A 23,967-nucleotide genomic window follows, 5' to 3' on the forward strand; every position below is an offset into this window, starting at 1 on the left:
GAGCGTCCCCAGCGTCCTCAGCGCCTCCTTCGCCGCCTCGTCGTCGGGAAGGTAGGCCGGCGCCCGGCTCGTCCACCGCGGCGAGCCTGACGTACCGCAGCCGGAGGTCCCCGGCCACCGGGTGCCGGAAATGGCGCACGGCGGGATGGAACGCCGACGTCTCGTGCCGGTCGTACCAGCGGGCCGCGTCCGGGTCGGCCGGCAGTTCCCCGGTGATCTCCGCATAGCGGCGGTCCCCCGGACGCCGGGCCGCCTTCGCCCGGAACCGGCCGAGCAGACTCCGCGCCTCCTGCTCCCAACTGGCCGGCAGCGTACGGCTCGGGGTCGGCGGAAGGCCGGCCACAGCAGGTTGCGCTGCCTGGGCGCCAGCCGTGCCAGGTCGGTGAGCAGCGCCGTGTACCCCGAGTTCCAGGCCGGCAGGTCCCGGTGCGGGTCGTGGATCGCGGAAAGGTTGCTCGGCGCAACGAACCTCCGCCGGACATCGAGCGTCTTCAGGTGCGTGGGTGCGCACTGACCTCGCGCACCGAGTCGTATTCGAGGGGAACCGAACACGTCATGAAGACCAAAATGACCACCGTGGCCCTTGCGGCGATCGTCGCCGCCGGCACCGCCGTCGCCGCCGTCCCGGCCTCGGCCGCCACCGCCAAGGCCGCGCCGACGCGTTGCCACACCGCCGACCTGAAGGCCGGTTTCGCCACCGGGGACGACGCGAAGCCGGAGATGGGGCGGGCCGGGAAGCAGACGCAGGCGTTCATCTGGTTCACCAACAAGAGCAACCGCACCTGCACCCTGTCCGGCTTCGCCGGTGTCGACATGGTCGGTGCCCAGAAGACCGACGGCACCTGGTCCCTGGTGCGCTCCTCCAAGAGGCCCACGAAGATCACCCTGGGGCGGGGGGACACGACGGACTTCAGCATCAACCTGCTCCCCGTTGCCGGGTCCACGCCGCAGAAGGAGAAGTTCGTCCCCGCGACGTTCCTGGTCACCCCGCCGAACGAGACAAAGCACTTCACCCTGAAGTGGCCGTTCGGCGGCCAGATCCTGAAGCAGGACGGCGCCACCCACCCGGGCACCTATCTCAACCCGGTCGGGCAGTAATCCCCCGGGGCCGCGCGGTCGGGGCTGCCAGGGGGGCCTTGACCGCGCGGCGCTCGTCCGTCGCCCGGTAGCCCCCGGCGACCTGGCCCAGGGGCAGGACGAGGTCGAGACCCTGCCCGGCTGGATCCGGCCGGACAGGACGCGGTCGATCAGGTCGGGCAGGAAGCGGCGGCCGGGTGCCGGGCCGCCGCGCAGGCCGACCTGGGAGAAGAACAGCTCCTGTCCGTCGACGGCCACCTCGTGCGGGACGCCGACGTTGCCGCCGGGGCGGGACGAGTGCGGGGCCTGCCGCGTGGACTCGGCGGTGCCGACGCAATCCAGGGCCGAGTCCGCGCCGATGCCGCCGGTCCCGCGGAACACCACGCCTACGCGGGGATGTTCCTGACGGCCGCGGTCCTCGGCGTCCCGCTGACCGTGGCCGCCGCCGTGGGCCGTGCCCGTTACCGGAACTGACCGAGCCGCGCGCGCCGGGCGCCGCCGACCGGGTGGGTTTTCCGGGGGCGGTACGGGTGTCGGCCGGGGGACGGTGCGTGCGATCCCGTAGGAGATGGGTCGTGAGATTTTCCTCGTATGCGATGAGACCACGACCGCGGAGCCGGGCGAGCGCCGCGCTGACGGTGCTGCTGGCGGCCCTGTTCGCCCCCCTGTTCGCCGCCCTGCGCCTGGCCGCCCTCGCCGCGCCGTCCGCGCGTGCCGTCGCGCCGGCCCGGGACGCCGACGGCCGGGGGCGGTCGGAAGACGGGGCGGACACCGACGGCCGCGCGTGGATCGGGCCGCAGTCGCCCGACGGCCGTGTCTCCACCTCACCTCCCCGGTCACGTTCGCCCCCCGTGGAGGCCGGCCCCCGGAGCGCGCCGGAGCGACGCGCGCGACCGGAACGAACCTGTGATCCACACGCCCGGCAAGCGGGCCCCCGGTCGCCGGGTGGGCCGATTGCGGTGATCCTGTCAGGGAGAGCGTGGCTGGTTCGCACGGCCGCTGTGCGTACGGGGCCGTGCCGCACAGGAAGGCGACGCCCATGGCGGCGATATCCAACAAGACACAGCGCGGACACGGGGAGGCCGGGGGCGGTCCTGCCGTCGACAGCGCTTCCCTGGCCGCCGGGGCCATGCTGATGCTCAGCGGGCCGCTCAGCATCCTCATGGGCGCGGCGGGCATCGCGAACGACAGCCTGTTCGCCGCGTCGACCGGGTACGCCTACGGCTTCGGCCTGACGGCCTGGGGCATCATCCACCTCGTCATCGGCGTGTTGCTGGTCGTGGCGGCCTTCGGCCTGCTCGCCGGCAAGAGCTGGGGCCGCGGGGCCGGCATGGTGGCAGCGGGCGTCAGCCTGATCACCCAGTTCATGTTCGTCCCGTACTACCCCGCGTGGGCGATACCCGTGATGGCGCTGGACCTGTTGATCCTTTTCGCCCTGACCAGGACCCACATCGAGACCGCCCGGTAGGCGCCCTCCCACTGACCGGCTGACCGGCCGCGGGCCCTCCCACCGGCCGCGGGCCTCCTACCGACCGGCCGCGGCGGACGTTTCACGTGAAACGGGCTCCTCCCGGGGAAGGAGCCCGCTCCCCGGGCCCGTTGTTCAGGCCGGCTCGTCGCCGCCGCCGTCCACCGAGCCGCTGCCGTCCACCGAGCCGAGGCCGCCGCCCGACTCGGGTACCTCCGTCGCGGCCGGCGGCTCGACCAGCCACTCGGGGTTGGCCTGCCGGTCCCACCACTTCCATGCCGCGTAGGCGCCGCCCGTCACCAGGGCCGCCAGCGCCAGCATCTTCGCGGCACGCCCAGCCCGGCACCTGCGCGCCTTGCGCCGGGCCAGCTTCTGGATGTCCCGCGCCGAGACCTGACCGCGCAGCGCGGCCAGTGCGGCGGCGCCCCGGGCAGCGGCCTCGTCCGCCACGGGCGCGGCGGCGGCCATCGCGTGCTCGATCCGGGGCCGGGAGTACTCGGCCGCCTGCCGGGCGGCCTTACGGGTACGGCAGGCGGCCTCGTGCGCGGCGAGGTCCACCTTCGGCGGGACACAGGTGCGCCGAGCCTGTTCCAGACGCGGGGCGAGCCGGGCGTCGTACTGCACGCGGGCCTGTTCGGCGGCCTGCGACACCACGGGCGCCAGCCGTACGCGTGCCTCCTGCGCGTAGAACGCGGCACGCTCCTTGGCCGTGTCGGCGTAAGGCGCCACCACTTCCGCGGCGTGCAGCACGCTGTCCTTCGCCGAGCCGGTCGCGGCGCGCACGCTGTCAATGCGGGTCACGGTTTTCCTCCTCCTCGGTGGCGTACGGAATTCGACTTTCCACCCATTTACGGATCATGCCTGTCCGCGCGCCATGCGGCATGCGCGGACGGGCATACGGGTGCCGCTCCTTCCTTCGGTTGGCCGACTGGCGCCGTGGGGGCCCATGCATGCGAGGATCGGAGCGTCACAGGAAGACAACGGAAGGCAGATCGTGGCCGAGCAGCTTTACGCCACCCTGAAGACCAACCACGGCGACATCGAGGTCCGGCTGCTGCCGAACCACGCGCCCGTCACGGTCAGGAACTTTGTCGAGCTGGCCAAGGGCGAGCGCGAGTGGACCCACCCGGAGACCGGCAAGAAGAGCACCGACCCGCTCTACGACGGCACGATCTTCCACCGTGTCATCAGCGGCTTCATGATCCAGGGCGGCGACCCGCTGGGCAGCGGCATCGGCGGTCCGGGCTACAAGTTCGCGGACGAGTTCCACCCGGACCTCTCCTTCAACAAGCCCTACCTGCTGGCCATGGCCAACGCCGGCCCGGGTACCAACGGCTCGCAGTTCTTCATCACCGTCGCGCCGACCACCTGGCTGACCGGCAAGCACACGATCTTCGGCGAGGTCACCGACCCCGCCAGCCAGAAGGTCGTGGACGAGATCGCGGCCGTGAAGACCGGTCGTAACGACCGTCCCGCCCAGGACGTCGTGATCAACTCGGTCGTCGTCGAGACCCGCGAGGGCTGACGGAACGCCCCACGGGGAACCAATCGCCCCGCTCGTCCGTAAGGATGGGCGGGGCGGGGTATGTGCCGGGGGAGTGCCAGAGGAGCGAGGGATCATGGACCACGTCGCAAGCAGCACGCCGGACGCCCGGAGCGTGCCCGTGTGCTACCGGCACCCGGACCGTGAGACCGGAGTGCGCTGCACCCGCTGCGAGCGTCCCATCTGCCCCGAGTGCATGGTCAGCGCCTCCGTCGGCTTCCAGTGCCCCGAGTGCGTCCACGGGGGCGGCCCCGCCCACCCGGACACCCCGGCGGGCGCCGGCGCCGGGCGCTCGATGGCCGCGGCCCGCCCGCGCACCCTGGCCGGCGGCACCATGACGGCGGACCCCCGGCTGTTCACCAAGGTGCTGATCGGGGTCAACATCGCCCTGTTCCTGGTGCAGCAGGCCGTCGGCGAGAGCTTCACCCAGCGGTTCGAGATGATCGGGCAGGCGTACACCCATCTGCTCCCGGGGGTACAGGGGATCGCCGAGGGGCAGTACTACCGCCTGCTGACCGCCATGTTCCTGCATGCCGGGTTCACCCATCTGCTGTTCAACATGCTCAGCCTGTGGTGGATCGGCGGCCCTCTGGAGGCGGCCCTCGGCCGCGCCCGCTATCTCGCCCTGTACTTCGTCTCGGGCTTCGCGGGCAGCGCGCTCACCTATCTGCTCGCCGCCCCGAACGCGCCGTCGCTCGGCGCCTCCGGAGCGATCTTCGGCCTCTTCGGTGCCACCGGCGTGCTGATGCGGCGGCTCAACTACGACATGCGGCCGCTGTTCGCCCTGCTGGTGATCAACCTGATCATCACCTTCACCCCGGGCTTCAACATCGCCTGGGAGGCGCACGTCGGCGGTCTGGTGGCGGGTGTCGTCACCGGGTACGCCATGGTGCACGCCCCGCGCCGCAACCGGGCGCTCGTCCAGTACGGCACCTGTGCGCTGGTGCTCGTGGCTGTGGCCGTTCTCACCCTGGTCCGGACGACTCAGCTCACCTGATACCGAACCGTTGTCCACAACGGGTGCCGGATCTTGTGCACCCTGTGCGGGAACAGCTGCGCCCCTTACCGCTCGGATGTGTTTCCGCAGGTGGCACGGGGTGCGAACGGGTGTGTGTCAACCGGTAGGGCAGTCGTACCGGCGTCAACGCCCAGTGAGTTATCCACAGATCGTAGTCTTTTCCCCAGGGGGATGTGGAAATCCTCAGGCCTGTGGATAACTCAGCGGAGAAGCCATGGGCAGAGCCCCGCGGCGGCTGGCGGACCGCCCTACTTCCACTGCGTGGAGACGCCGAACCCGGCGGCGATGAAGCCGAAGCCGACCACGATGTTCCAGTTGTCCAGCGCGTCGATGGGCAGCGAGCCGTCGGTCACATAGAAGACGACGATCCAGGCCAGGCCGATGACGAACATGGCCAGCATGACAGGGGCGACCCAGCCGTGGCTGTTCAGCTTGATCGCCGCGGCCTGCTTCGCCGGCGGCGGCGTGAAGTCGGCCTTCTTGCGGATACGTGACTTCGGCACGAGGGTCTCTCCTGTCGATGCGCTGCGTGGCCGCGCAGGTAACTGGGTCGGGCTCGGGCAGCGTACAAGTGGCCAACATGACGACTCTGTGTGCTCCCCCGGGCGTCCGTTAGCGTAGTGCTTCAGTGGCGCCGAAGGAGAGTAAGGGTCCGTTGAGCAATTCTGCCGACTCCCCCGGTACGGGAGCAATGGGTTCCGGCCCCCGCCGTGGGCCTCGGGTGCGCCCGGTGCGGATGCTCACCGCGGCCGTCTTCGCGCTCGCGGGGCTGATCTTCTTCACCAGCTTCGACACGGCCAAGGGCACCGACATCCGCCAGGACGGCTCCCTGCTGAAGCTGTCCGACCTGATCCAGCAGCGCAGCCGCAAGAACAAGGACCTGGACGAGTCCAACGCCTCCCTGCGCGGGGGCGTGGAGTCCCTGGCCAGGAGCGACGGCGGCAGCACCGAGGCGCAGGACCGGCGGCTCACCGGCCTGGAGAAGACCGCGGGCACCCGGAAGCTCACCGGCAGGGCCGTCACCGTGACCTTGAACGACGCCCCGCCGAACGCCACCGCCAAGCTTCCCGGATATCCCCCGCCGCAGCCCGACTACCTGGTCATCCACCAGCAGGACCTCCAGGCCGTGGTGAACGCCCTGTGGCAGGGCGGCGCCAAGGGCATCAAGGTCATGGACCAGCGGCTGATCTCCACCAGCGCGGTCCGCTGCGTCGGCAACACGCTGATCCTCCAGGGCCGCGTCTACTCGCCGCCCTACAAGATCACGGCGATCGGGGACCCGGGGCGGCTCCAGCGGGCGCTCGCGGACAGCAAGGCGATCCAGACGTACATGGTGTACGTCAACGTCTACGGCCTCGGCTGGAAAGTCACCGACGACGGCACGGTGACTCTTCCGGGTTACTCCGGCACGGTCGACCTCCACTACGCGAAGCCCGTGCCGTAGCCGACCGCGGACGTACGGCGACCCGTCCGAGGACTTCCCGATCCGCGGCCGGGCGACGCGGTGGTGCGCACCGGCGGGACCACCTGGTTCACGTATCGGATCGACAAAGGACCCTGCAAATCCTCCCCGACCGGCATCGGCGTCACCGACCCTGTGCCACGGAAGTCCGGACACGCGCGTCCGGGCGCGTCCGGACTCCACCCGGCCTGTGAAGTCAGGCGAACCGGACGCGCCGCGCCGCTAGTCTGGTGACGTACGGCGTGTGTCTGGTGCCGTAGGGATACGGAAGGGACGGCAAGGACGGCATGTACGGCTGGATCTGGCGGCATCTGCCGGGAAACGTATGGGTGAAGTTGCTGGTCTCCGTCGTCCTGGTGCTGGCCGTGGTGTACGTCCTCTTCCAGTACGTCTTCCCCTGGGCCGAGCCGCTGCTGCCCTTCAACGATGTGACGGTGGACAACCAGTGAGTGCGCGCATTCTCGTCGTGGACAACTACGACAGCTTCGTCTTCAACCTCGTCCAGTACCTGTACCAGCTGGGCGCCGAGTGCGAGGTGCTGCGCAACGACGAGGTGTCGACCGCGCACGCCCAGGACGGCTTCGACGGCGTCCTGCTGTCGCCCGGACCCGGCACCCCCGAGCAGGCCGGCGTCTGCGTGGAGATGGTCCGCCACTGCGCGGCCACCGGGGTGCCGGTCTTCGGCGTCTGCCTGGGCATGCAGTCCATGCAGGTGGCGTACGGCGGGGTGGTGGACCGGGCGCCCGAGCTGCTGCACGGCAAGACCTCCCCGGTCGAGCACGAGGGCAAGGGCGTCTTCGCCGGACTGCCCTCACCCTTCACCGCGACCCGCTACCACTCCCTGGCCGCCGAGCCCGCGACGGTCCCGGCCGAGCTGGAGGTCACGGCCCGCACGCACGACGGCATCATCATGGGCCTGCGCCACCGTGAACTGCCCGTCGAGGGCGTGCAGTTCCACCCGGAGTCGGTGCTGACCGAGCACGGGCACCGGATGCTGGCCAACTGGCTGGTGGAGTGCGGCGACCAGGACGCCGTGGCGAGGTCGGCGGGGCTCGCCCCGGTGGTGGGCAGGGCCACGGCGTGACCGCCCTGCGCCCCGAGCGCGAGGACTTGTACGGCGGCGGGGAACCGTACGAGTCCCACGACGGTGCGCCTCATGAACCTCCCTTCGACGCGGAGACCATGGCGCTGCGGGTGGCCGGCCCGGCGTCCGCCGGGCCCACAGGGGCCTCTGGAGCCCCCTCGGCCCCGTCCGCGATCGGACCGGCCCTCGGCGGCCGCGCGGCCCGCAGAAAGGCGGCCAAGCGGCGCGGCGGGCGCCGTGCCGGGCACCGGGAGCCGGCGGCCTCGGGCCCGCCCGCCGCGAAGGTCTCTCCGACCTGGACGGAGTCCGACCCCGACCGCCCGCTGACCCGGGTCGAGGCCCGGCGGCGGGCGCGGCTGGCCAAGCCCGGCCCGGGAGTGATCGCGAGCCGGGTGATCGGCGAGGCGTTCATCACCACCGGCGTGCTGATGCTGCTGTTCGTCACCTACCAGCTGTGGTGGACCAACGTCCGCGCGCACGCGCAGTCCTCCAGCGAGGCCCACCAGCTCCAGGACGACTGGGCGAACGGCAAGCGCAACCCCGGGGTCTTCGCGCCCGGACAGGGCTTCGCCATCCTGCACATCCCCAAGCTGGACGTCGTGGCGCCGATCGCGGAGGGCGTCAGCACCACCCGGGTCCTCGACAAGGGCATGGTCGGGCACTACGGCGAGGCGCCGCTGAAGACGGCGATGCCCGACGCCAGGACCGGCAACTTCGGGCTCGCGGCACACCGCAACACCCACGGCGAGCCGTTCCGGTACATCAACCGGCTCACGCCCGGTGACCCCGTGGTGGTCGAGACCCAGGACACCTACTACGTCTACAAGGTGACGTCGACACTGCCGGTCACCTCGCCGTCCAACACCAGCGTGCTGGACCCCGTCCCGAAGGGCTCGGGCTTCACCCGTCCCGGGCGCTACATCACGCTGACCACCTGTACACCGGAGTTCACCAGCAAGTACCGGCTGATCGTCTGGGGCAAGATGGTCGAGGTACGCCCCCGCAGCAAGGGCAAGCCGGACGCGCTCATCGAGTAAGGGCTAGGACACTGTGGCAGCCACCGCCGACGAGAACGAAGAGACCGAGGAAAGCACTGCCGCGCCCGGTCCGGAGCCCGCCGGGCGACGCCGGCGTCCGGGCAGGATCGCGCAGGCCGTCAGTGTCTTCGGCGAACTGCTCATCACCGTGGGCCTGTTGCTCGGCCTCTTCGTCGTCTACTCGCTGTGGTGGACGAACGTCCTGGCGGACCGCAAGGCCGACAAGCAGGCCGAGAAGGTGCGCGAGCACTGGGCGCGGAGCACGGACACCGGGCCCGGCGCGCTGGACACCAAGGACGGCATCGGCTTCCTGCACGTGCCCGCGATGAAGAACGGCTCGGTCCTGGTCGAGAAGGGCACCAGCACCGACGTCCTCAACAACGGCGTCGCCGGCTACTACACCGACCCGGTCGAGGCCGTGCTCCCCATGACCGGCAAGAAGGGGAACTTCGCCCTCGCCGCTCACCGCGACGGCCACGGCGCCAAGTTCCACAACATCGACAAGCTGCGCAAGGGCGACCCGATCGTCTTCGAGACGCGGGACGAGTGGTACGTCTACAAGGTCGCCTCGATCCTCCCCGAGACCTCGAAGTACGACGTCGGCGTCGTCGACGCGGTCCCCAAGGAGTCCGGCTGGAAGAAGCCCGGCCACTACATCACGCTGACCACCTGCACCCCCGTCTACACCTCGCGCTACCGCTACATCGTGTGGGGCGAACTGGTCCGGGTGCAGAAGGTCGACAGCAAGCGCACGCCACCGGCGGAACTGCGCTGACCGTCCTCGGAACAGCTGACCGTCCTCGGAACAGGTGAGTGGGCCCCTGCCGGAATCCTCCGGCAGGGGCCCACTCGTGTCCTCGCGGTCCGTGCGGCCGTCAGCCGCTGACACCGCCGAAGATGTTGGTGCCCCCGTTGTCGCCGCCTCCGTTGCCCGGGTTGCCGCCCATGGTGGTCACGTCGATGGCCTGCCCCTGGTTGACCGGGGTGCCCTGCTGCGGGTTCGAGCTGATCACGAGCGCGTTGTCGTCGTTCGCGCCCTGGACGGTGCCGAGCGACAGGCCGGCCTGGGCGAGCATCTGCTTCACCTGGCCGAGCTTCTTGCCGAGGATGCCCGGGACCTGGACCTGGCCGCCCTGCGCCTTGCCGACGTTGACGGCGATCGGCGTGTTCTTGGCCACCTGCTGACCGGCCGCCGGGTTGGTCGCCAGGACCTTGCCGTCGTCGTCCGGGTTGTTCGTCGGCTGGTCGCTGCAGGTCGGCACCAGGCCCATGCCCTGAAGCTCGGCCTTGGCCTCGTCACAGGACTTGCCGATGACGTCGCTCGGGATGGTCACCTTCTCCTCCGCCTTGGCGACGGTGAGGGTGATCGTGGTGCCCTTCTGCTGGCTGGTGCCGCCCTGCGGGTTCTGCTCGGTGACCACGCCCGGCGTCTGGGCCGACACCACGTCCTTGCGCTCGACGTTGAAGCCCTTGTCCTTGAGCTGGGCCTCGGCCTGGTCGTACTGGATGCCCCGGACGTCCGGCACGGTCACCTTGGGCGCGCCCGTGGAGATCACCAGCTCGACGGTGGTGTTCTTGGCGACCTTGGTGCCCTTCTCCGGGGTCTGCGAGCACACGAGGCCCTTGGGCTGGTCCTCGCAGGGCTTGCGGTCGGAGACGCTGACCTTCAGGTCGACGTTCCCCGCGGTGTTGCGGGCGTCCTTCTCCGACATGCCGACGAAATTGGGCACCGAGGGCTTGTCGTTCACCCCGTGCCCGCTGAACGCGTACTTGCCGATCAGGATGGCGCCGACGAGCACCAGCACGCCCGCGACGATCAGCAGGATCGTGGACGTGTTCGTCTTCTTCGGCTGCTGGCGGCGCCGGTCGGGGCGGTCGTCGTAGCCGAAGCCGCCGTCGTCCGGGTTCATCGGCGGCAGCATCGTCGTGGCGGCCGCGGGCGACTCCGGGCGCAGTGCCGCGGTCGCCTGGTCGTCGCCGTAGCCGGCGTAACCGGCCGCGCCCATCGCGGCGGTGGCGCCGACCGGCTGCCCGTCCAGGCACGCCTCGATGTCGGCGCGCATCTCGTCGGCCGACTGGTAGCGGTAGTTCGGGTCCTTGACCAGCGCCTTGAGGACGATCGCGTCCATCTCGGGGGTGATCTCGGGGTCGAAGACGGAGGGCGCCTGAGGCTCCTCGCGGACGTGCTGGTAGGCCACGGCCACCGGGGAGTCGCCGACGAAGGGCGGACGGACGGTCAGCAGTTCGTAGAGGAGGCAGCCCGTGGAGTACAGGTCGGAGCGGGCGTCGACCTGCTCGCCCTTGGCCTGCTCCGGCGAGAGGTACTGGGCCGTGCCGATGACCGCCGCGGTCTGCGTCATCGTCATGCCGGAGTCGCCCATCGCGCGGGCGATGCCGAAGTCCATCACCTTGACCTGACCGTTGCGGGTCAGCATCACGTTGGCCGGCTTGATGTCGCGGTGGACGATGCCGTTGCGATGGGCGTACTCAAGGCCCTGGAGGATGCCGATGGTCATCTCCATGGCGCGCTCCGGCAGCAGCTTGCGGCCGGAGTGCAGCAGCTCACGCAGCGTGGAGCCGTCGACGTACTCCATCACGATGTACGGGATGGACACCCCGTCGATGTAGTCCTCGCCGGTGTCGTAGACGGCGACGATCGCGGGATGGTTGAGCGAGGCGGCCGACTGGGCCTCCCGGCGGAACCGGGCCTGGAAGGACGGGTCGCGCGCGAGGTCCGCGCGCAGCGTCTTCACCGCCACGGTGCGGCCGAGCCGGGTGTCATGCGCGAGGTAGACCTCGGCCATGCCACCACGGCCGAGCACGTGGCCCAGCTCGTACCGGCCGCCGAGGCGACGCGGCTCTTCCATAGCTACCTACCAGCCCTCTCCGTCGGTCTCGGACGTCACATCGGATGTGCGCCGAGGCTGCCGTCCGGGCCTACGGTACCCGGCTCGCTTTGTATGACCTGGCCAAGCCCGGATCCCGATATCGGACCGGTATCGCAACGTGCATCGTTGTGAAGGGGATGTGATGGGCGTCACTTCTTGGATTTGATGACCGCCTCCATCACGCTCTTCGCGATCGGCGCGGCCAGGCCGCCGCCGGAGATGTCGTCACGGTTGGCGTGCTCGTCCTCGACGACGACGGCCACGGCCACCGGGGAGCTGCCGTCGGGGAGCCTCGCGTAGGAGATGAACCAGGCGTAGGGGTTGGCGCTGTTGGCCACGCCGTGCTGGGCGGTACCCGTCTTGCCGCCGACGACGACGCCGGGGATCTGGGCGTTGGTGCCGGTGCCCTGCTTGACCACGGTCTCCATCATCGACTGCAGGATCTGCGCGTTCTGCGGCGACAGCGGCCGGCTCATCTCCTGCGGCTTGGTCTTCTCCACCGGGTCGAGGTAGGAGGACTCCAGCTCGTCCACCATGTACGGCTTCATCAGCCGGCCGTCGTTGGCGACCGCCGAGGCGACCATGGCCATCTGCAGCGGGGTGGCGGCGGTGTTGTACTGCCCGATGGAGGACAGCGCGGTCTGCGAGGTGTTCATGTTGTCGGAGAACACCGAGGCGTTGGAGCGCACCGGGGTGAACTGCTGCGCGTCGAAGCCGAACTTCTTCGCCTCCGCCAGCATCTTGTCGTTGCCGAGGTCGGCGCCGATCTTGCCGAAGACGGTGTTGCAGGAGTACTGGAGCGCGACCCGCATGGTGGCGTTCCTGCAGGGCAGGTTGCCCTCGTTGGGCAGCGGGGTCGTGGTGCCCGGCATGATGTACGGCAGCGGGGAGTCGGTCGGCTGGTCGGCCGAGGTGTACTTCCCGTTCTCCAGCGCCGCGGCGGCGGTGACGACCTTGAAGGTGGAGCCCGGCGGGTAGGTCTCGCGCAGCGCCCGGTTGAGCGTCGGGTCGGCCGGGTTGTTCTCCTTCAGGAGCTTGTTCCTGGCCTTGGCGTCGTCGTTGGTGTTCCCCGCGAAGGTCGAGGGGTCGTACGACGGGTACGAGGCCAGAGCCAGGATCTTGCCGGTGGACGGTTCGAGCGCGACGACCGCGCCCTTGCCGCCCTGGGCCTTCAGGCCGTCGTACGCGGCCTTCTGCGCGGCGCCGTTGAGCGTGGTGACGACATTGCCGCCCTGCTTGGGCTTGCCCGTGATCATGTCCAGGGTGTTGCGGAAGAAGAGCCGGTCGTCGTTGCCGGTGAGGATGCCGTCGTCCAGGTTCTCCAGCTGGGTGCCGCCGAAGGCCTGGGAGGAGAAACCGGTCACCGGAGCCCACATGGGCCCGTTCTTGTACGTGCGCTTGTACTTGAAGTCGCCGTGCTTGAGCTCGACCGAGCCGGTCACCGGGTCGCCGTCCACGATGATGTCGCCGCGCGGCGCGGAGTACCGCTCGATGGCGACCCGGCGGTTGAGCGGGTCGCTGCGCAGGCTGTCCGCCTTGACGTACTGCAGGTAGTTGTCGCGGACGAGCAGGGCCAGGATGAGCAGGCCGCAGAAGATCGCGATCCGGCGCAGGGGCTTGTTCATGACGGGCGGACCACCTGGGTCATCTCGGCGTCGGGGTTGGCTGCGGGGGTCGGGGCCGGGCGGCGGGCGGTGTCGCTGATGCGGATCAGGACGCCGATGAGCGCCCAGTTGGCGATCACGGAGGAACCGCCGTACGCGAGGAACGGCATGGTCATACCGGTCAGCGGGATGAGGCCCATCACACCGCCGGCCACGACGAAGACCTGGAGCGCGAAGGCGCCGGAGAGGCCGATGGCGAGCAGCTTGCCGAACGGGTCGCGGGCGGCGAGGGCGGTGCGCACGCCGCGTTCCGCGATCAGGCCGTAGATCAGCAGGATCGCCATGAGGCCGGCCAGGCCCAGCTCCTCGCCGAAGGTCGCGAGGATGAAGTCGGAGTTGGCGGCGAACTTGATCAGCTCGGAGTGGCCCTGGCCCCAGCCGGTGCCGAGGGTGCCGCCGGAGCCGAAGGCCCACAGGGCCTGCTGGAGCTGGTCGGAGTGGGCGATGCCGTCGTGGGTCACCATCCGGCTGAGCTTGTACTCGCGCATCGGGTTGAGCCAGGCCTGCACACGGGTCTGGATGTGCGGCTCGAAGCTCGCCACGCCGACGGCGCCGACCGCGGACATCAGCAGACCGAAGACGATCCAGCTGGTCCGCTCGGTGGCGACGTACAGCATGATCACGAACATGCCGAAGAACAGCAGCGACGTACCGAGGTCGGTCTCGAAGACCAGGATCAGGATGGACATCGCCCAGACCACGAGGATCGGTCCGAGGTCGCGGCCACGCGGCAGGTAGAGGCCCATGAAGCGGCGGCTGGCGAGAGCCAGCGCGTCGCGCTTCACCATCAGATAGCCGGCGAAGAAGATCGTCAGCACGATCTTGGCGAACTCACCGGGCTGGATGCTGAAGCTGCCGACGTGGATCCAGATCTTGGCGCCGAAGACGTTGGTGCCGAGGCCCGGCACCAGCGGGAGCAGCAGAAGGATCAGCGCGCACACCATCGAGATGTAGGTGTAACGCTGAAGCGTGCGGTGGTCCTTGAGGAAGTACAGGACGGCCACGAACAGGGCGATGCCCATCGCCGTGTACATGAGCTGGTTGGTGGCCTTGCCGCCTGCGACATGGATCTGCTGGAGCGCCTTGGACTGGTCGAGCCGCCAGATGGCGACGAGTCCGAGGCCGTTGAGCAGGGTGGCCAGCGGCAGCAGCAGCGGGTCGGCGTACGGGGCGAACTTCCGTACGACGAGATGGGCCACGCCGGCCAGCAGGCCGAGCCCCAGGCCGTAGCTCAGCAGGCCGGCGGGCACCCGGTTGTCGAGGGCCAGACCCACGTTGGCGTAGGCGAACACCGGGATGAGCACCGCGAAGATCAGCAGGGCCAGCTCGGTGTTGCGGCGGCTCGGCGCGCCGATCGCGCCGATGGTGGACGTGTGGTGCGTCGGCGAGTTAGTCGTACTGCTCATCGTGTGACAGGGCCTCTCACGGCTTGCCTACTGCTTACCGCACAGCGAGACGACCTTCTGCTCATCCTCCGAGAGGGTGGGGCCGGGGCTGGGGGTCGCGGACGGGGTCGTGGACGGAGACTTCGAAGATCCCGGGGTGCCCGTGGACGGGGACGCCTTCGGGTTCGTGGTCGCGGTCGTCTGGGTGAAGGCGGTACGGGTCACGGTGCCGGTGGCGCTGCCCGCGGTGTTCTTGGTGCCGCCGGTCCTGCCCGGCTTGGCGGGCTGGGTGCGCTCGGCGTCCTGACGCTCGGTCTCCTTCTTGCAGGCGGAGGCCTGCACGGCGAGCTCCTGGATCTTCGACTGGGCCTCCTTGAGGCCGCCCTCGGCGATCGTCGCCTTGACCTGCTTCTGCTGGTACGACGGCAGGTACTTGAGTTCGATCTCCGGGTGGTCCTGCTGCATCTTCGACAGCGACACCCAGGCCAGGTCCTGGCTGATCCCGCGGTACAGCGCGACGTGCTCCTCGTTGGCGCCGACGTAGTACTGCGTCTGCGTCCAGCGGTAGCCGCCGTAGAGGCCGCCGCCGATGACCGCGAGGGCGAGGGCGCTGTAGAGGGATGCCTTCAGCCAGGTGCGGCCCTTGCGGGGCTTGGTGAAGTCGCCGTCGGCGTAGTCGTCGAAGCTGCCCGCCGGGAGGTAGCCGGTGGTGTCGCCGGAGCCGGGCGGGCCGAACTCGCCGCCGCCGTGGCTCTGTCGGCCCAGGTGGGAGGCGCGGCCGGCCGGGGTCTGCATGATCCCGTTGTCGTGCAGGTGGCTCTGGTTCTCGGCGACGGCGCCGACGACGACCGGCTGGTCGGACAGCTGGCCCGCGAGGGTGTCGCCGGTGTCCAGGTCGAGGACGTCGGCCACGATGACGGTGATGTTGTCCGGGCCGCCGCCGCGCAGCGCGAGCTGGATCAGCTCCTGCACGGTCTCCTGCGGGCCCTGGTAGCTGGCGAGGGTCTCCTCCATCGTCTGGTGGGAGACGACGCCGGACAGGCCGTCGGAGCAGATCAGGTAACGGTCGCCGGCGCGGACCTCGCGGATGGAGAGGTCGGGCTCGACGTGGTCACCGCTGCCGAGGGCGCGCATCAGCAGCGAGCGCTGCGGATGGGTGGTGGCCTCCTCCTCGGTGATCCGGCCCTCGTCCACGAGCCGCTGCACCCAGGTGTGGTCCTGGGTGATCTGCGTGAGTACCCCGTCGCGCAGCAGGTAGGCGCGCGAGTCGCCGACGTGCACCAGACCGAGCCGCTGGCCCGTCCACAGCAGCGCGGTGAGCGTGGTGCCCATGCCTTCGAGCTGGGGGTCCTCCTCGACCATGGAGCGCAGCTGGTCGTTGGCGCGCTGCACGGCCACGCCGAGGGAGGTGAGGATGTCGGAGCCGGGCACGTCGTCGTCGAGCGTGACCAGGGTGGAGATCACCTCGGAGGAGGCGACCTCGCCGGCCGCCTGGCCGCCCATGCCGTCGGCGATGGCGAGCAGGCGCGGGCCGGCGTAACCGGAGTCCTCGTTGCCCTCGCGGATCATGCCCTTGTGCGAACCGGCGGCAAAGCGCAGTGACAGACTCATGCGCACCTCGCCCGTCGGCTCCGAATGCAGCCGGTCGTGTCGAGCCACACTGCCCACCCTCCGGTCGGGAGCGCGCCGGGGACCGGAAGGCGGTCCTCCGCCGCGTGCTCGCTCCGCTCGCGCTCACTCATGATGTCGCACTACTTCCGCAGCTCGATGACGGTCTTGCCGATGCGGATCGGCGCGCCCAGCGGGATCGGCGTGGGAGTCGTCAGCCGGGACCGGTCCAGGTAGGTGCCGTTGGTCGACCCCAGGTCCTCGACGATCCACTGTCCGTCGCGGTCGGGGTAGATCCTGGCATGGCGGCTGGAGGCGTAGTCGTCGTCCAGCACGATCGTGGAGTCGTGCGCCCGGCCCAGCGTGATGGTCTGGCCCTGGAGCGCGACGGTGGTGCCGGTCAGGGTGCCTTCGGTCACGACCAGCTTGCTCGGGGCGTTGCGCCCGCGCCGGCCGCCGCCGCCCTGCTGACCGCGCTGCTGCGGGGGCGTGGCCTGCTGCCGGGCGGCCTGTCGGCCGCCCGCGGGCTGGGCCCGCCCGGCCTCCCTACGCGATCCGCGCTGGGTGACGCGCGTACCGAACAGGTCGCTGCGGATGACCTGCACGGCCACGATCACGAACAGCCACAGTACGGCCAGGAAACCCAGCCGCATGACCGTGAGGGTCAGCTCTGACATTGCCCCCGCTTCACCCTTCGGCTTGCCTATAGATAACGGTGGTGCTGCCCACGACGATCCGCGAGCCGTCGCGGAGCGTAGCGCGGGTGGTGTGCTGCCCGTCCACCACGATGCCGTTGGTGGAGCCGAGATCCTGGATCGTCGAGGGCGTGCCGGTCCGGATCTCGCAGTGCCGGCGGGAGACGCCGGGATCGTCGATCCGCACGTCTGCCTCGGTGCTGCGGCCCAGTACGAGGGTCGCCCGGGAGATCTGGTGGCGGGTGCCGTTGATCTCGATCCAGTAGCGGGTGCGCCCGCCGCTCATCGGGGCGGCCGCGGGGCGCTGGGTGGCGGGCTGCGGGTAGCCGTAGCCGCCGGGGCGGGCGCCGGGCGGCGGGGCGGCGGGCATGGGGGGCGCGCCGGCGGGCATGGCGGGCGGATAGCCGTATCCGCCCTGGCCGCCCTGTCCGGGGCGGCCCGCGGGTGCCGAGGGGCCCGGTCCCTGGGCGGGGCCGGCCTGCTGGTTGCTGGAGGAGGCGAGGGTGCGCGAGCGCACCCGGTAGAGCCCGGTGTCCAGGTCCTCGGCCTTCTCCAGGTTCACCTTGATCGGGCCCATGAAGGTGTAGCGCTGCTGCTTCGCGTAGTCACGCACCATGCCGGCCAGCTCGTCGCCGAGCTGCCCGGAGTAGGGGCTGAGGCGCTCGTAGTCGGGCGCGCTGAGCTCCACGATGAAGTCGTTGGGTACGACGGTGCGGTCGCGGTTCCAGATGGTCGCGTTGTTGTCGCACTCCCGCTGGAGCGCGCCGGCGATCTCCACAGGCTGGACCTCGGACTTGAAGACCTTGGCGAAGGTGCCGTTCACCAGACCTTCGAGACGCTGCTCGAACTTCTTCAGGACTCCCATGGGGCACCTCCTCCGTCCCTTGTCGGTTCCTTGCCCTGCTCGGTGTGGTGCGGGTGGTGCTCGGTGCGTTGCCTTGCCGGGTACCGCCGGTACTGCTTACTGATCGTATCCACGCCCCCGGCAAACAGCCGGTTCCCCCAGCCGCTCCGCTCCGAACTCCTCCCCGGCATGGATCGTAGAGCCGGGCGAGGACCAGTGTCCCGCACGCGGACCCGGACCCGTCCCTCTCCTGGGGAGATGGCCGGGACCGGTACGAGGTTGATACGTGAACCGGCACTCCTTGATACGCGCTCGGACGGCGTGACGCTGTGCGGATGGTCACGGGTGTGGGGACGGTCACGGTCCGGGGGCGCAGGTAAGCGGTGCCGGGGACGTGCCCCGGGAACGGGAGGACGGTGGGCGCGGAGGGGCGGCCGGGTGGGGTGGGGTGGTGCGGCCGGGGTCGGTGGTCGGTGGTTGCCGGTGAGGGGTGGCGGTGGTGGCGTCCGGAGGCGGTGCGGTCCGGGGAAGGGTGCCCGCGGGCGGGGTCGGCGGTGTCCGGGGCCACCGGGAAAGGGATGTGAACCCACCCCGTACGACGTGCTAATGTTCTGCATGTCGGAAGGGGCCAGCCCGAAAGGGCGAAACCCGGAAGACACACCCAATGCGCGGGTGGCGGAATAGGCAGACGCGCTGGATTCAGGTTCCAGTGCCCGCAAGGGCGTGGGGGTTCAACTCCCCCCTCGCGCACAACGAGACCGGGCCTCCGCGGTGACGAAAGTCACCGCGGAGGCCCGGTTCTTTTGTCGTTTCCTGCGGGGTCTGGTCCGGTGGTCAGTGAGCCATCTCACGTCCTGGAGTCCCTCGCCGGTCAACGGGGGTGTGGCGGGAGGCGGTTCGGGATCGTCCCGCGCGACTCGGCCGGGGCGTCGGCGACATGGCGGTGTGTCGTACGCGGGGACGTGCCGCGGGACGCTGGGCGATCGCCTCCCGGCGCCCGCTCGTGGATCTTCTTCGTCAGGGGGTGACAGGCGGCCTCCGCGGCCCTCGCCGTCTCGGGGTGTGGTGACCGAGATAGGACGCTGACCAAGTATTTCGGTGACCGATGTAATCTGGGGGCATGGCCACCGGCGCGCGACCGCACCCGTCCCCGCGGCGCGGGCTCGCCCTGCTCACCGCGGAGCGGCCCCGCCCCGAGGTGATCCGCACGTGGCCGAACAGCTGGTGGCTGGCCGTGGGCACGGTGTGCTTCGGCGCGTTCATGGGCCAGCTGGACGCCAGCATCGTCACGCTCACCTACGGCGGTCTGCGCGCGGACTTCCATGCCTCGCTCGCGGCCGTCGAATGGGTCTCGCTGGCCTATCTGCTGGCCCTGGTGGCGCTGCTGGTGCCCGCGGGCCGGCTGGCCGACGCCCATGGCCGCAAGCTGCTCTACCTGTACGGCTTCGCGGTCTTCACCCTCGCCTCCGCCGCCTGCGGCTTCGCGCCCTCGCTCTGGGCCCTCGTGGCGTTCCGCGTCGTCCAGGCGGCCGGGGCGGCCCTGATGCAGGCCAACAGCGTGGCGCTGGTGACCACGAGCGCGCCGCGCACGCGGATGCGCAGCGCCCTCGGGGTGCAGGCCGCCGCCCAGGCCCTGGGACTGGCCCTGGGGCCGACGGTGGGCGGGGCCCTGGTGTCGACGCTCGGCTGGCGCTGGGTGTTCTGGGTGAACGTGCCCGTCGGCGTCGTCGCGCTCGTCGGCGGGCACTATCTGCTGCCCCGTACCCGCGCCCGTACCCGGGTCGCCCGCTTCGACTGGCCGGGCCTGCTGTTGCTGGCCGTGGCGACCACCGGCGCCCTGACGGGCGTCTCCGCGGCCTCCGGGCTGCCGGTGCCCGGCTGGGGCGTGGTCGCGTTGTCCGCGGTCGCGGCGGCGGCGGCCCTGGGCTTCGTCCGGCGCCAGCGACGGGCGGCCGCGCCGCTGCTCGACCTCGCCCTGCTGCGGGTACGGGCGGTGGCGTACGGCCTGGTGGGCGCCCTGAGCGGCTACCTGGTGCTGTTCGGACCGCTGGTGCTGGTGCCCGTCGTGCTCACCGCGCGCGGAGCCTCCGCGCTGACGGCGGGGCTGGTGCTCACCGCTCTGCCGGCCGGGTTCGCGCTGGCGGCGACCGGGGGCGACCGGGTGCTGCCGCGCCGCCTCTCGGACCGGGGGCGGTGTCTGGCGGGGGCGGCGGTCTTCACCGCGGCGACGGCCGCGCTGCTGGTCGTGCCCCCGGGTGTCGGTGGGCTGGTGCCGGTGCTCGCGGTCACCGGGCTGGGGCTCGGGATGTTCACCCCGGCCAACAACGCGTTGATCATGGGCGCGATACCCGCGCGGTCGTCCGGGACGGGCGGGGGGCTCGTGAACATGACGCGGGGGCTGGGCACCGCGCTGGGGGTCGCGCTGGTGACGCTGGCGTTGCAGGTCGGGGGCGGCGGGGACCTGCGGGGCGGGGTCCGGGGGGCCGCTGTGGTTCTCGTGATGGCGTCGGTGGTCGCGGTGGTGGCGGCTTGGTCCGGTCCGCGGGAGGGGGCGTAGGGGCGTAGGGGGAAGGGGCGGAGGTGCCGCGGGGAGGGGGCGTAGTGGCGGTCGCGGGAGGGGCGTAGGGGCGCTGCGGGAGGGCGTCGAGGTGTCTGGCGGTCGCGGGAGGGGCCTAGGGGCGGCCCCGAGGGGCGTGTCCTGCGGCGGGTCCGGGGCCGGTTGTTCCGGGCGTCCGCGGAACTCCTCGGGGCCGTGCGGGGGCCGTGCGGGGGCGTTCGGAGGGAATGCCTCGGGGTGTCGTCGGAAGCGGCTCGGTGCCGGCGGATCGGTAGTCGTGGTGCCGGCCTCCCGGTGCCGGTGCCGGGTTCCGTTTTCGCTTCCGTTTCCGCTTCCGGTCCCGGCTGCTGATGCCCGTGCCGGTGCGGGTACCGGTGGGGGCGCGTGTGCCGTCGGCCGTCCGAGCCCCGGACGGACCGGCCGTCCTTGGACACCGCCCGGCTACGCTTTCCGCATGTCCGCGCAGCCACGTCCCGACGTCTCCGCGCCCCGCCCCGCCGTCCGGGCGCCCGAGGCCCGTCTGCTCACCGAGGCCGTCACCCGGCTGCGCCGCGCGCTGCGCTCCTCGATCCGCACGGACTATCCGTGGGAGACCCTTCCCATGGCGCAGGTCGAGCTGCTCCAGGTGCTCGGTGAGCACTCGCCCGCGCGGATCAGCGACCTCGCCGCGCGCCGCCGCCTGGCGCCGAGCACGGTCAGCGGGCTGATCGGTCAGATGATCAGCGCAGGGCTGGTCGCGCGGGACGTCGACGCCGCCGACCGCCGGGCCTCCGTCGTCACCCTCACCGACGCGGGCCGCGAGAAGCTCGCGGCCTGGACCACCGCGCATGAACGCCGCATCGACGCCGCGCTCGGCGCACTGGACGACGACTCGCGCGAGGCCATCGGGAACGCCCTGCCCGCGCTGTTCCGGCTGGCGGAGAACCTCGGCGCGGAGGCGGGGGAGGGCACGCCGGAGCGGTGAACTCGGCGGTGCGGCGCCGAACCCGCCCGTGGCGGGCGGGTCGTCCACAACCGGCGGGGTTGTCCACAGGGGCTGACGCGGTCTCCCCCATCGGCTGTACCGTCTTGCCGAGTTGATGTTCGTGTGGGTGCGTACGGGGGAGGCGGTCGCCATGGCCGGGAGCGGTGCGGGCGTCGTGGTGGGCGGGTCGGAGCACGCGGAGCCGGGAGACCGGGGCACGTCGGGGGAGCCTGGCGCTTGTCGGCTGCCCCGGGTGCGTGGGTTCGCCGCGTGGCCGCGGCAGGGTTCGCCCAAGGAGGAGGGCAAAGCGCTGCGGACGAGCGTGCCGCGCCGTGCCCACAGCGCCTTCGAACCGGCTGCCGACCGCCCGGACGCGGTGAGGGCCGTCGTCGAGTCCAACGCCGGGCGGATACCGGAGCTGACCCCGATCCGCGTCGGCCGGATGGCGGCCACCCCCTTCGCCTTCCTGCGGGGTTCGGCCGGGCTCATGGCGTACGACCTGGCGCGCACTCCCGTGACCGGGACGGGCACCCAGATCTGCGGCGACGCCCACGCCGCCAACTTCGGTCTGTACGGCGACGCCCGCGGCGGCCTCGTCATCGACCTGAACGACTTCGACGAGACCGTGCACGGCCCCTGGGAGTGGGACCTGAAGCGGCTCGCCACCTCGCTGGTGCTTGCGGGCCGCGAGGCGGGCGCCGACGAGGACACCTGCCGTGCCGCGGCGCGGGACGCGGCCGGCGCCTACCGCCGCACCATGCGGCTGCTGGCCAAGCTGCCGGCGCTGGACGCGTGGAACGCCATCGCGGACGAGGAACTCGTCTCCCACGCCGACGCGCACGACCTGCTCGGCACCCTGGACCGGGTCTCGGAGAAGGCGCGGGCCAACACCAGCGGCCGGTTCGCGGCGAAGTCGACCGAGCCGCACCCGGACGGCGGGCGGCGCTTCGTCGACGCCCCGCCGGTGCTGAGCCGGATACCGGACCGCGAGGCCGCCGCGGTCGCCGCGTCGCTGGAGGACTACCTGACGACGCTGCCCGAGGACCGCCGCCCGCTGCTCGCCCGGCACGCGGTGCACGACGTGGCCTTCCGCGTGGTCGGCACCGGCAGCGTCGGCACCCGCTCGTACGTCGTCCTGCTGCTCGACCACCGCGGACACCCGCTGGTCCTCCAGGTGAAGGAGGCCCGCCCCTCCGCGCTGGTCCCGCACCTGGCCACCGCCGGCTTCGAGACCCCGCCGGTGGCGCACGAGGGCCGCCGGGTCGTGCTCGGGCAGCAGCGGATGCAGGTGGTCAGCGACACCCTGCTGGGCTGGACCACGGTCGACGGACGCCCGTACCAGGTACGCCAGTTCCGCAACCGCAAGGGCAGCGTCGACCCCGCCGCCCTCGCCGCCGACCACGTCGACGACTACGCCCGCATGACGGGCGCCCTCCTGGCCCGCGCCCACTCCCACAGCGCCGACCCCCGCCTGATCGCCGCCTACTGCGGCAAGAACGAGGACCTGGACGACGCCATCGCCACCTTCGCCGTGACCTACGCCGACATCACGGAGTCCGACCACTCGGCGCTGGTCACGGCGATACGGGCGGGCCGCGTAGCGGCGGAGCTCGGCGTGTAAGCGCGCGCCGGGCCGTGCGAGGGGACCCGGCGGTTCGCCCAGGGACGCGGGAACCACGCGACCGGCCGTTCGCCGTCGGCGCGGGGCCGCGTCCGCCCGTCCGCGGACCCGAACCCGCCGGCGACCCCGCACGCCCCCGCGGAGGGACGCGACCCCGCCCCCCGGCCGGGATTCCGTACCGCCGCCCGCACCACCGTCCCCAGGCCGGCGCAGCGACTACGCTGGGCGGGTGACCACCCCGGAAGCCGAACAACCCCACGCCCCCCGCCCCGAGGCGCGGCTCGAACAGGCCGTACGGGCCGCAGAGCAGGCGTTGATCGAGTACGAGATCGCCGTGGAGACCTTCCGCGTCGAGGTCGAGAACTTCTCCCGGCTGCACGAACAGCGCCTCGGCCCGCTCTACCTGCGCCTGGAAGAGCTGGACGCCGAGATCGCCGAGGCGACGGCGGCCCGCACCGGTGACCCGGAGGACGTGCGCCGTGCCGAGGAGGCCCGCGCCAACGTCCTGCCGATCCCCGGTGTCGAGGAGCTGATGCACGGCTGGATGGACGGCCACGGCCTCTATCCCGAGGCCGCCGCCATGCTCACCGACCAGGCGGTGCGTCCCCCGGAGCGGGTACGGCCCGGCGAGGAGGCCCGCAAGCTCTACCGCGAGCTGGCCCGCAAGGCCCACCCGGACCTGGCGCAGGAGGAGGACGAGCGCGCCCGGCGCGAGGAGTTCATCACCCGCGTCAACGCCGCCTACGCCCGCGGCGACGAGGCCCTGCTGAAGGAACTGGCCGAGGAGTGGGCGGCGGGACCGGTACCGCCCGAGCGGCGCCCGAGCCCCGCCGAGGAGCTGTACGCCCGCCTCGAATGGCTCTCCCAGCGCAAGGAACTGCTCAACCTGGTCGCCCGCGAACTGGAGGACGGCGCCATCGCCGGCATGCTCCGCCTCGCCCCGGACGATCCCGACGCGCTGCTGGAGGAGATCGCCGAAAAGCTCCGCGCCGACATCACCCGGCGGGAGGCTGAGTTGGCGGCCCTGCTGGAGCAGGGCTGAACCGCGCCCG

At 71.4% G+C, this 23,967-nt stretch carries 21 protein-coding genes, 1 tRNA gene and 3 pseudogenes; 15 read left to right on the plus strand and 10 right to left on the minus strand.

Features of this window, described 5'->3' with window-relative positions:
* Positions 1 to 70 precede the first annotated feature (70 nt).
* Positions 71 to 511 (minus strand): annotated as a pseudogene (locus QSK45_RS38520) (MmyB family transcriptional regulator); the annotation flags it as partial.
* A 44-nt stretch (positions 512 to 555) separates the two neighbouring features.
* Here QSK45_RS38520 and QSK45_RS13995 point away from each other — a divergent pair.
* Positions 556 to 1,098, plus strand: coding sequence for a DUF4232 domain-containing protein (locus tag QSK45_RS13995; protein ID WP_285556617.1), 543 nt, complete (start codon positions 556 to 558; stop codon positions 1,096 to 1,098).
* Here QSK45_RS13995 and QSK45_RS14000 read toward each other — a convergent pair.
* Positions 1,079 to 1,446, minus strand: a pseudogene (locus QSK45_RS14000) (hypothetical protein); the annotation flags it as partial. The gene QSK45_RS13995 and the pseudogene QSK45_RS14000 sit on opposite strands and share 20 nt — an antisense overlap.
* 670 nt (positions 1,447 to 2,116) lie before the next feature.
* Between QSK45_RS14000 and QSK45_RS14005 the strand changes: the two are divergent.
* Entirely contained in the window at positions 2,117 to 2,545 is a 429-nt protein-coding gene (locus tag QSK45_RS14005; RefSeq protein WP_285556618.1) for a DUF7144 family membrane protein, read from the plus strand.
* Between the two features lie 135 nt (positions 2,546 to 2,680).
* Here QSK45_RS14005 and QSK45_RS14010 read toward each other — a convergent pair whose 3' ends face one another.
* The gene (locus QSK45_RS14010; protein WP_285556619.1) at positions 2,681 to 3,346 is read right to left on the minus strand and encodes a DUF5324 family protein; all 666 of its coding nucleotides are present in this window, start codon (positions 3,344 to 3,346) and stop codon (positions 2,681 to 2,683) included.
* 193 nt (positions 3,347 to 3,539) lie between these two features.
* Here QSK45_RS14010 and QSK45_RS14015 point away from each other — a divergent pair, with 193 nt between their 5' ends.
* Together QSK45_RS14015 and QSK45_RS14020 are read left to right on the plus strand one after the other, a co-directional pair.
* Positions 3,540 to 4,070, plus strand: coding sequence for a peptidylprolyl isomerase (locus QSK45_RS14015; RefSeq protein WP_285556621.1), 531 nt, complete (start codon positions 3,540 to 3,542; stop codon positions 4,068 to 4,070).
* A 94-nt stretch (positions 4,071 to 4,164) separates the two neighbouring features.
* On the plus strand, positions 4,165 to 5,085 hold the full coding sequence (locus QSK45_RS14020; protein ID WP_285556622.1) for a rhomboid family intramembrane serine protease: 921 nt from the start codon (positions 4,165 to 4,167) through the stop codon (positions 5,083 to 5,085).
* Positions 5,086 to 5,354: 269 nt separating this feature from the next.
* Here the strand turns inward: QSK45_RS14020 and crgA are convergent, their stop codons facing one another.
* A complete protein-coding gene (crgA, locus tag QSK45_RS14025) occupies positions 5,355 to 5,609 on the minus strand; it encodes a cell division protein CrgA (protein WP_046423655.1) in 255 nt (84 codons plus the stop codon).
* A 152-nt stretch (positions 5,610 to 5,761) separates the two neighbouring features.
* Between crgA and QSK45_RS14030 the strand changes: the two genes are divergently transcribed.
* The 6 genes and pseudogenes from QSK45_RS14030 to QSK45_RS14055 all read left to right on the plus strand — a co-directional run bounded on the left by QSK45_RS14030 (position 5,762) and on the right by QSK45_RS14055 (position 9,464).
* Positions 5,762 to 6,550, plus strand: a complete 789-nt coding sequence (locus QSK45_RS14030) for a DUF881 domain-containing protein (protein WP_285556627.1) — start codon at positions 5,762 to 5,764, stop codon at positions 6,548 to 6,550.
* A gap of 7 nt (positions 6,551 to 6,557) precedes the next feature.
* Positions 6,558 to 6,794 (plus strand): annotated as a pseudogene (locus tag QSK45_RS14035) (class E sortase); the annotation flags it as partial.
* A 61-nt stretch (positions 6,795 to 6,855) separates the two neighbouring features.
* Positions 6,856 to 7,017, plus strand: coding sequence for a hypothetical protein (locus tag QSK45_RS14040; RefSeq protein WP_285556629.1), 162 nt, complete (start codon positions 6,856 to 6,858; stop codon positions 7,015 to 7,017).
* A complete protein-coding gene (locus QSK45_RS14045; protein WP_285556630.1) occupies positions 7,014 to 7,652 on the plus strand; it encodes an aminodeoxychorismate/anthranilate synthase component II in 639 nt (212 codons plus the stop codon). The genes QSK45_RS14040 and QSK45_RS14045 overlap by 4 nt, the downstream gene beginning before the upstream one ends.
* Complete coding sequence (locus tag QSK45_RS14050; protein WP_395483363.1) at positions 7,649 to 8,689, plus strand: class E sortase; 1,041 nt, start codon at positions 7,649 to 7,651, stop codon at positions 8,687 to 8,689. Before QSK45_RS14045 ends, QSK45_RS14050 begins: the two co-directional genes overlap by 4 nt.
* Before the next feature lie 13 nt (positions 8,690 to 8,702).
* Positions 8,703 to 9,464 (plus strand): class E sortase, encoded by a 762-nt coding sequence (locus QSK45_RS14055; RefSeq protein WP_285556631.1) that lies wholly within the window; start codon positions 8,703 to 8,705, stop codon positions 9,462 to 9,464.
* A 100-nt stretch (positions 9,465 to 9,564) separates the two neighbouring features.
* On the opposite strand, the gene pknB is transcribed toward QSK45_RS14055, so the two are convergent.
* The 6 genes from pknB to QSK45_RS14085 form a co-directional block, all read right to left on the minus strand.
* A complete protein-coding gene (pknB, locus tag QSK45_RS14060) occupies positions 9,565 to 11,556 on the minus strand; it encodes a Stk1 family PASTA domain-containing Ser/Thr kinase (RefSeq protein ID WP_285556633.1) in 1,992 nt (663 codons plus the stop codon).
* Positions 11,557 to 11,726: 170 nt separating this feature from the next.
* Positions 11,727 to 13,202 (minus strand): peptidoglycan D,D-transpeptidase FtsI family protein, encoded by a 1,476-nt coding sequence (locus QSK45_RS14065; protein ID WP_285556635.1) that lies wholly within the window; start codon positions 13,200 to 13,202, stop codon positions 11,727 to 11,729.
* Complete coding sequence (locus QSK45_RS14070) at positions 13,199 to 14,647, minus strand: FtsW/RodA/SpoVE family cell cycle protein (RefSeq protein ID WP_285556637.1); 1,449 nt, start codon at positions 14,645 to 14,647, stop codon at positions 13,199 to 13,201. The genes QSK45_RS14065 and QSK45_RS14070 overlap by 4 nt, the downstream gene beginning before the upstream one ends.
* A gap of 27 nt (positions 14,648 to 14,674) precedes the next feature.
* Complete coding sequence (locus QSK45_RS14075; protein ID WP_285556639.1) at positions 14,675 to 16,237, minus strand: Stp1/IreP family PP2C-type Ser/Thr phosphatase; 1,563 nt, start codon at positions 16,235 to 16,237, stop codon at positions 14,675 to 14,677.
* 140 nt (positions 16,238 to 16,377) lie between these two features.
* Positions 16,378 to 16,911 carry an FHA domain-containing protein FhaB/FipA gene (locus QSK45_RS14080; RefSeq protein WP_285556641.1) on the minus strand — a complete coding sequence of 178 codons (534 nt, stop codon included), beginning with the start codon at positions 16,909 to 16,911 and terminating at the stop codon, positions 16,378 to 16,380.
* A 10-nt stretch (positions 16,912 to 16,921) separates the two neighbouring features.
* Entirely contained in the window at positions 16,922 to 17,794 is an 873-nt protein-coding gene (locus QSK45_RS14085) for an FHA domain-containing protein (RefSeq protein WP_285556643.1), read from the minus strand.
* A gap of 645 nt (positions 17,795 to 18,439) precedes the next feature.
* On the opposite strand from QSK45_RS14085, the gene QSK45_RS14090 reads away from it, so the two are divergent.
* The 5 genes from QSK45_RS14090 (at position 18,440) to QSK45_RS14110 (ending at position 23,957) form a co-directional block, all read left to right on the plus strand.
* Positions 18,440 to 18,523, plus strand: a tRNA-Leu gene (locus tag QSK45_RS14090).
* A gap of 370 nt (positions 18,524 to 18,893) precedes the next feature.
* Positions 18,894 to 20,330 carry an MFS transporter gene (locus QSK45_RS14095; protein ID WP_285556644.1) on the plus strand — a complete coding sequence of 479 codons (1,437 nt, stop codon included), beginning with the start codon at positions 18,894 to 18,896 and terminating at the stop codon, positions 20,328 to 20,330.
* Positions 20,331 to 20,784: 454 nt separating this feature from the next.
* Complete coding sequence (locus QSK45_RS14100) at positions 20,785 to 21,294, plus strand: MarR family winged helix-turn-helix transcriptional regulator (RefSeq protein ID WP_285556645.1); 510 nt, start codon at positions 20,785 to 20,787, stop codon at positions 21,292 to 21,294.
* Positions 21,295 to 21,445: 151 nt separating this feature from the next.
* Entirely contained in the window at positions 21,446 to 22,915 is a 1,470-nt protein-coding gene (locus QSK45_RS14105) for a DUF2252 domain-containing protein (protein ID WP_490993574.1), read from the plus strand.
* Between the two features lie 229 nt (positions 22,916 to 23,144).
* The gene (locus QSK45_RS14110; RefSeq protein WP_285556647.1) at positions 23,145 to 23,957 is read left to right on the plus strand and encodes a hypothetical protein; all 813 of its coding nucleotides are present in this window, start codon (positions 23,145 to 23,147) and stop codon (positions 23,955 to 23,957) included.
* Positions 23,958 to 23,967: the final 10 nt, after the last annotated feature.

Source organism: Streptomyces hygroscopicus subsp. hygroscopicus (assembly GCF_030269125.1).
Classification (GTDB): domain Bacteria; phylum Actinomycetota; class Actinomycetes; order Streptomycetales; family Streptomycetaceae; genus Streptomyces; species Streptomyces hygroscopicus_C.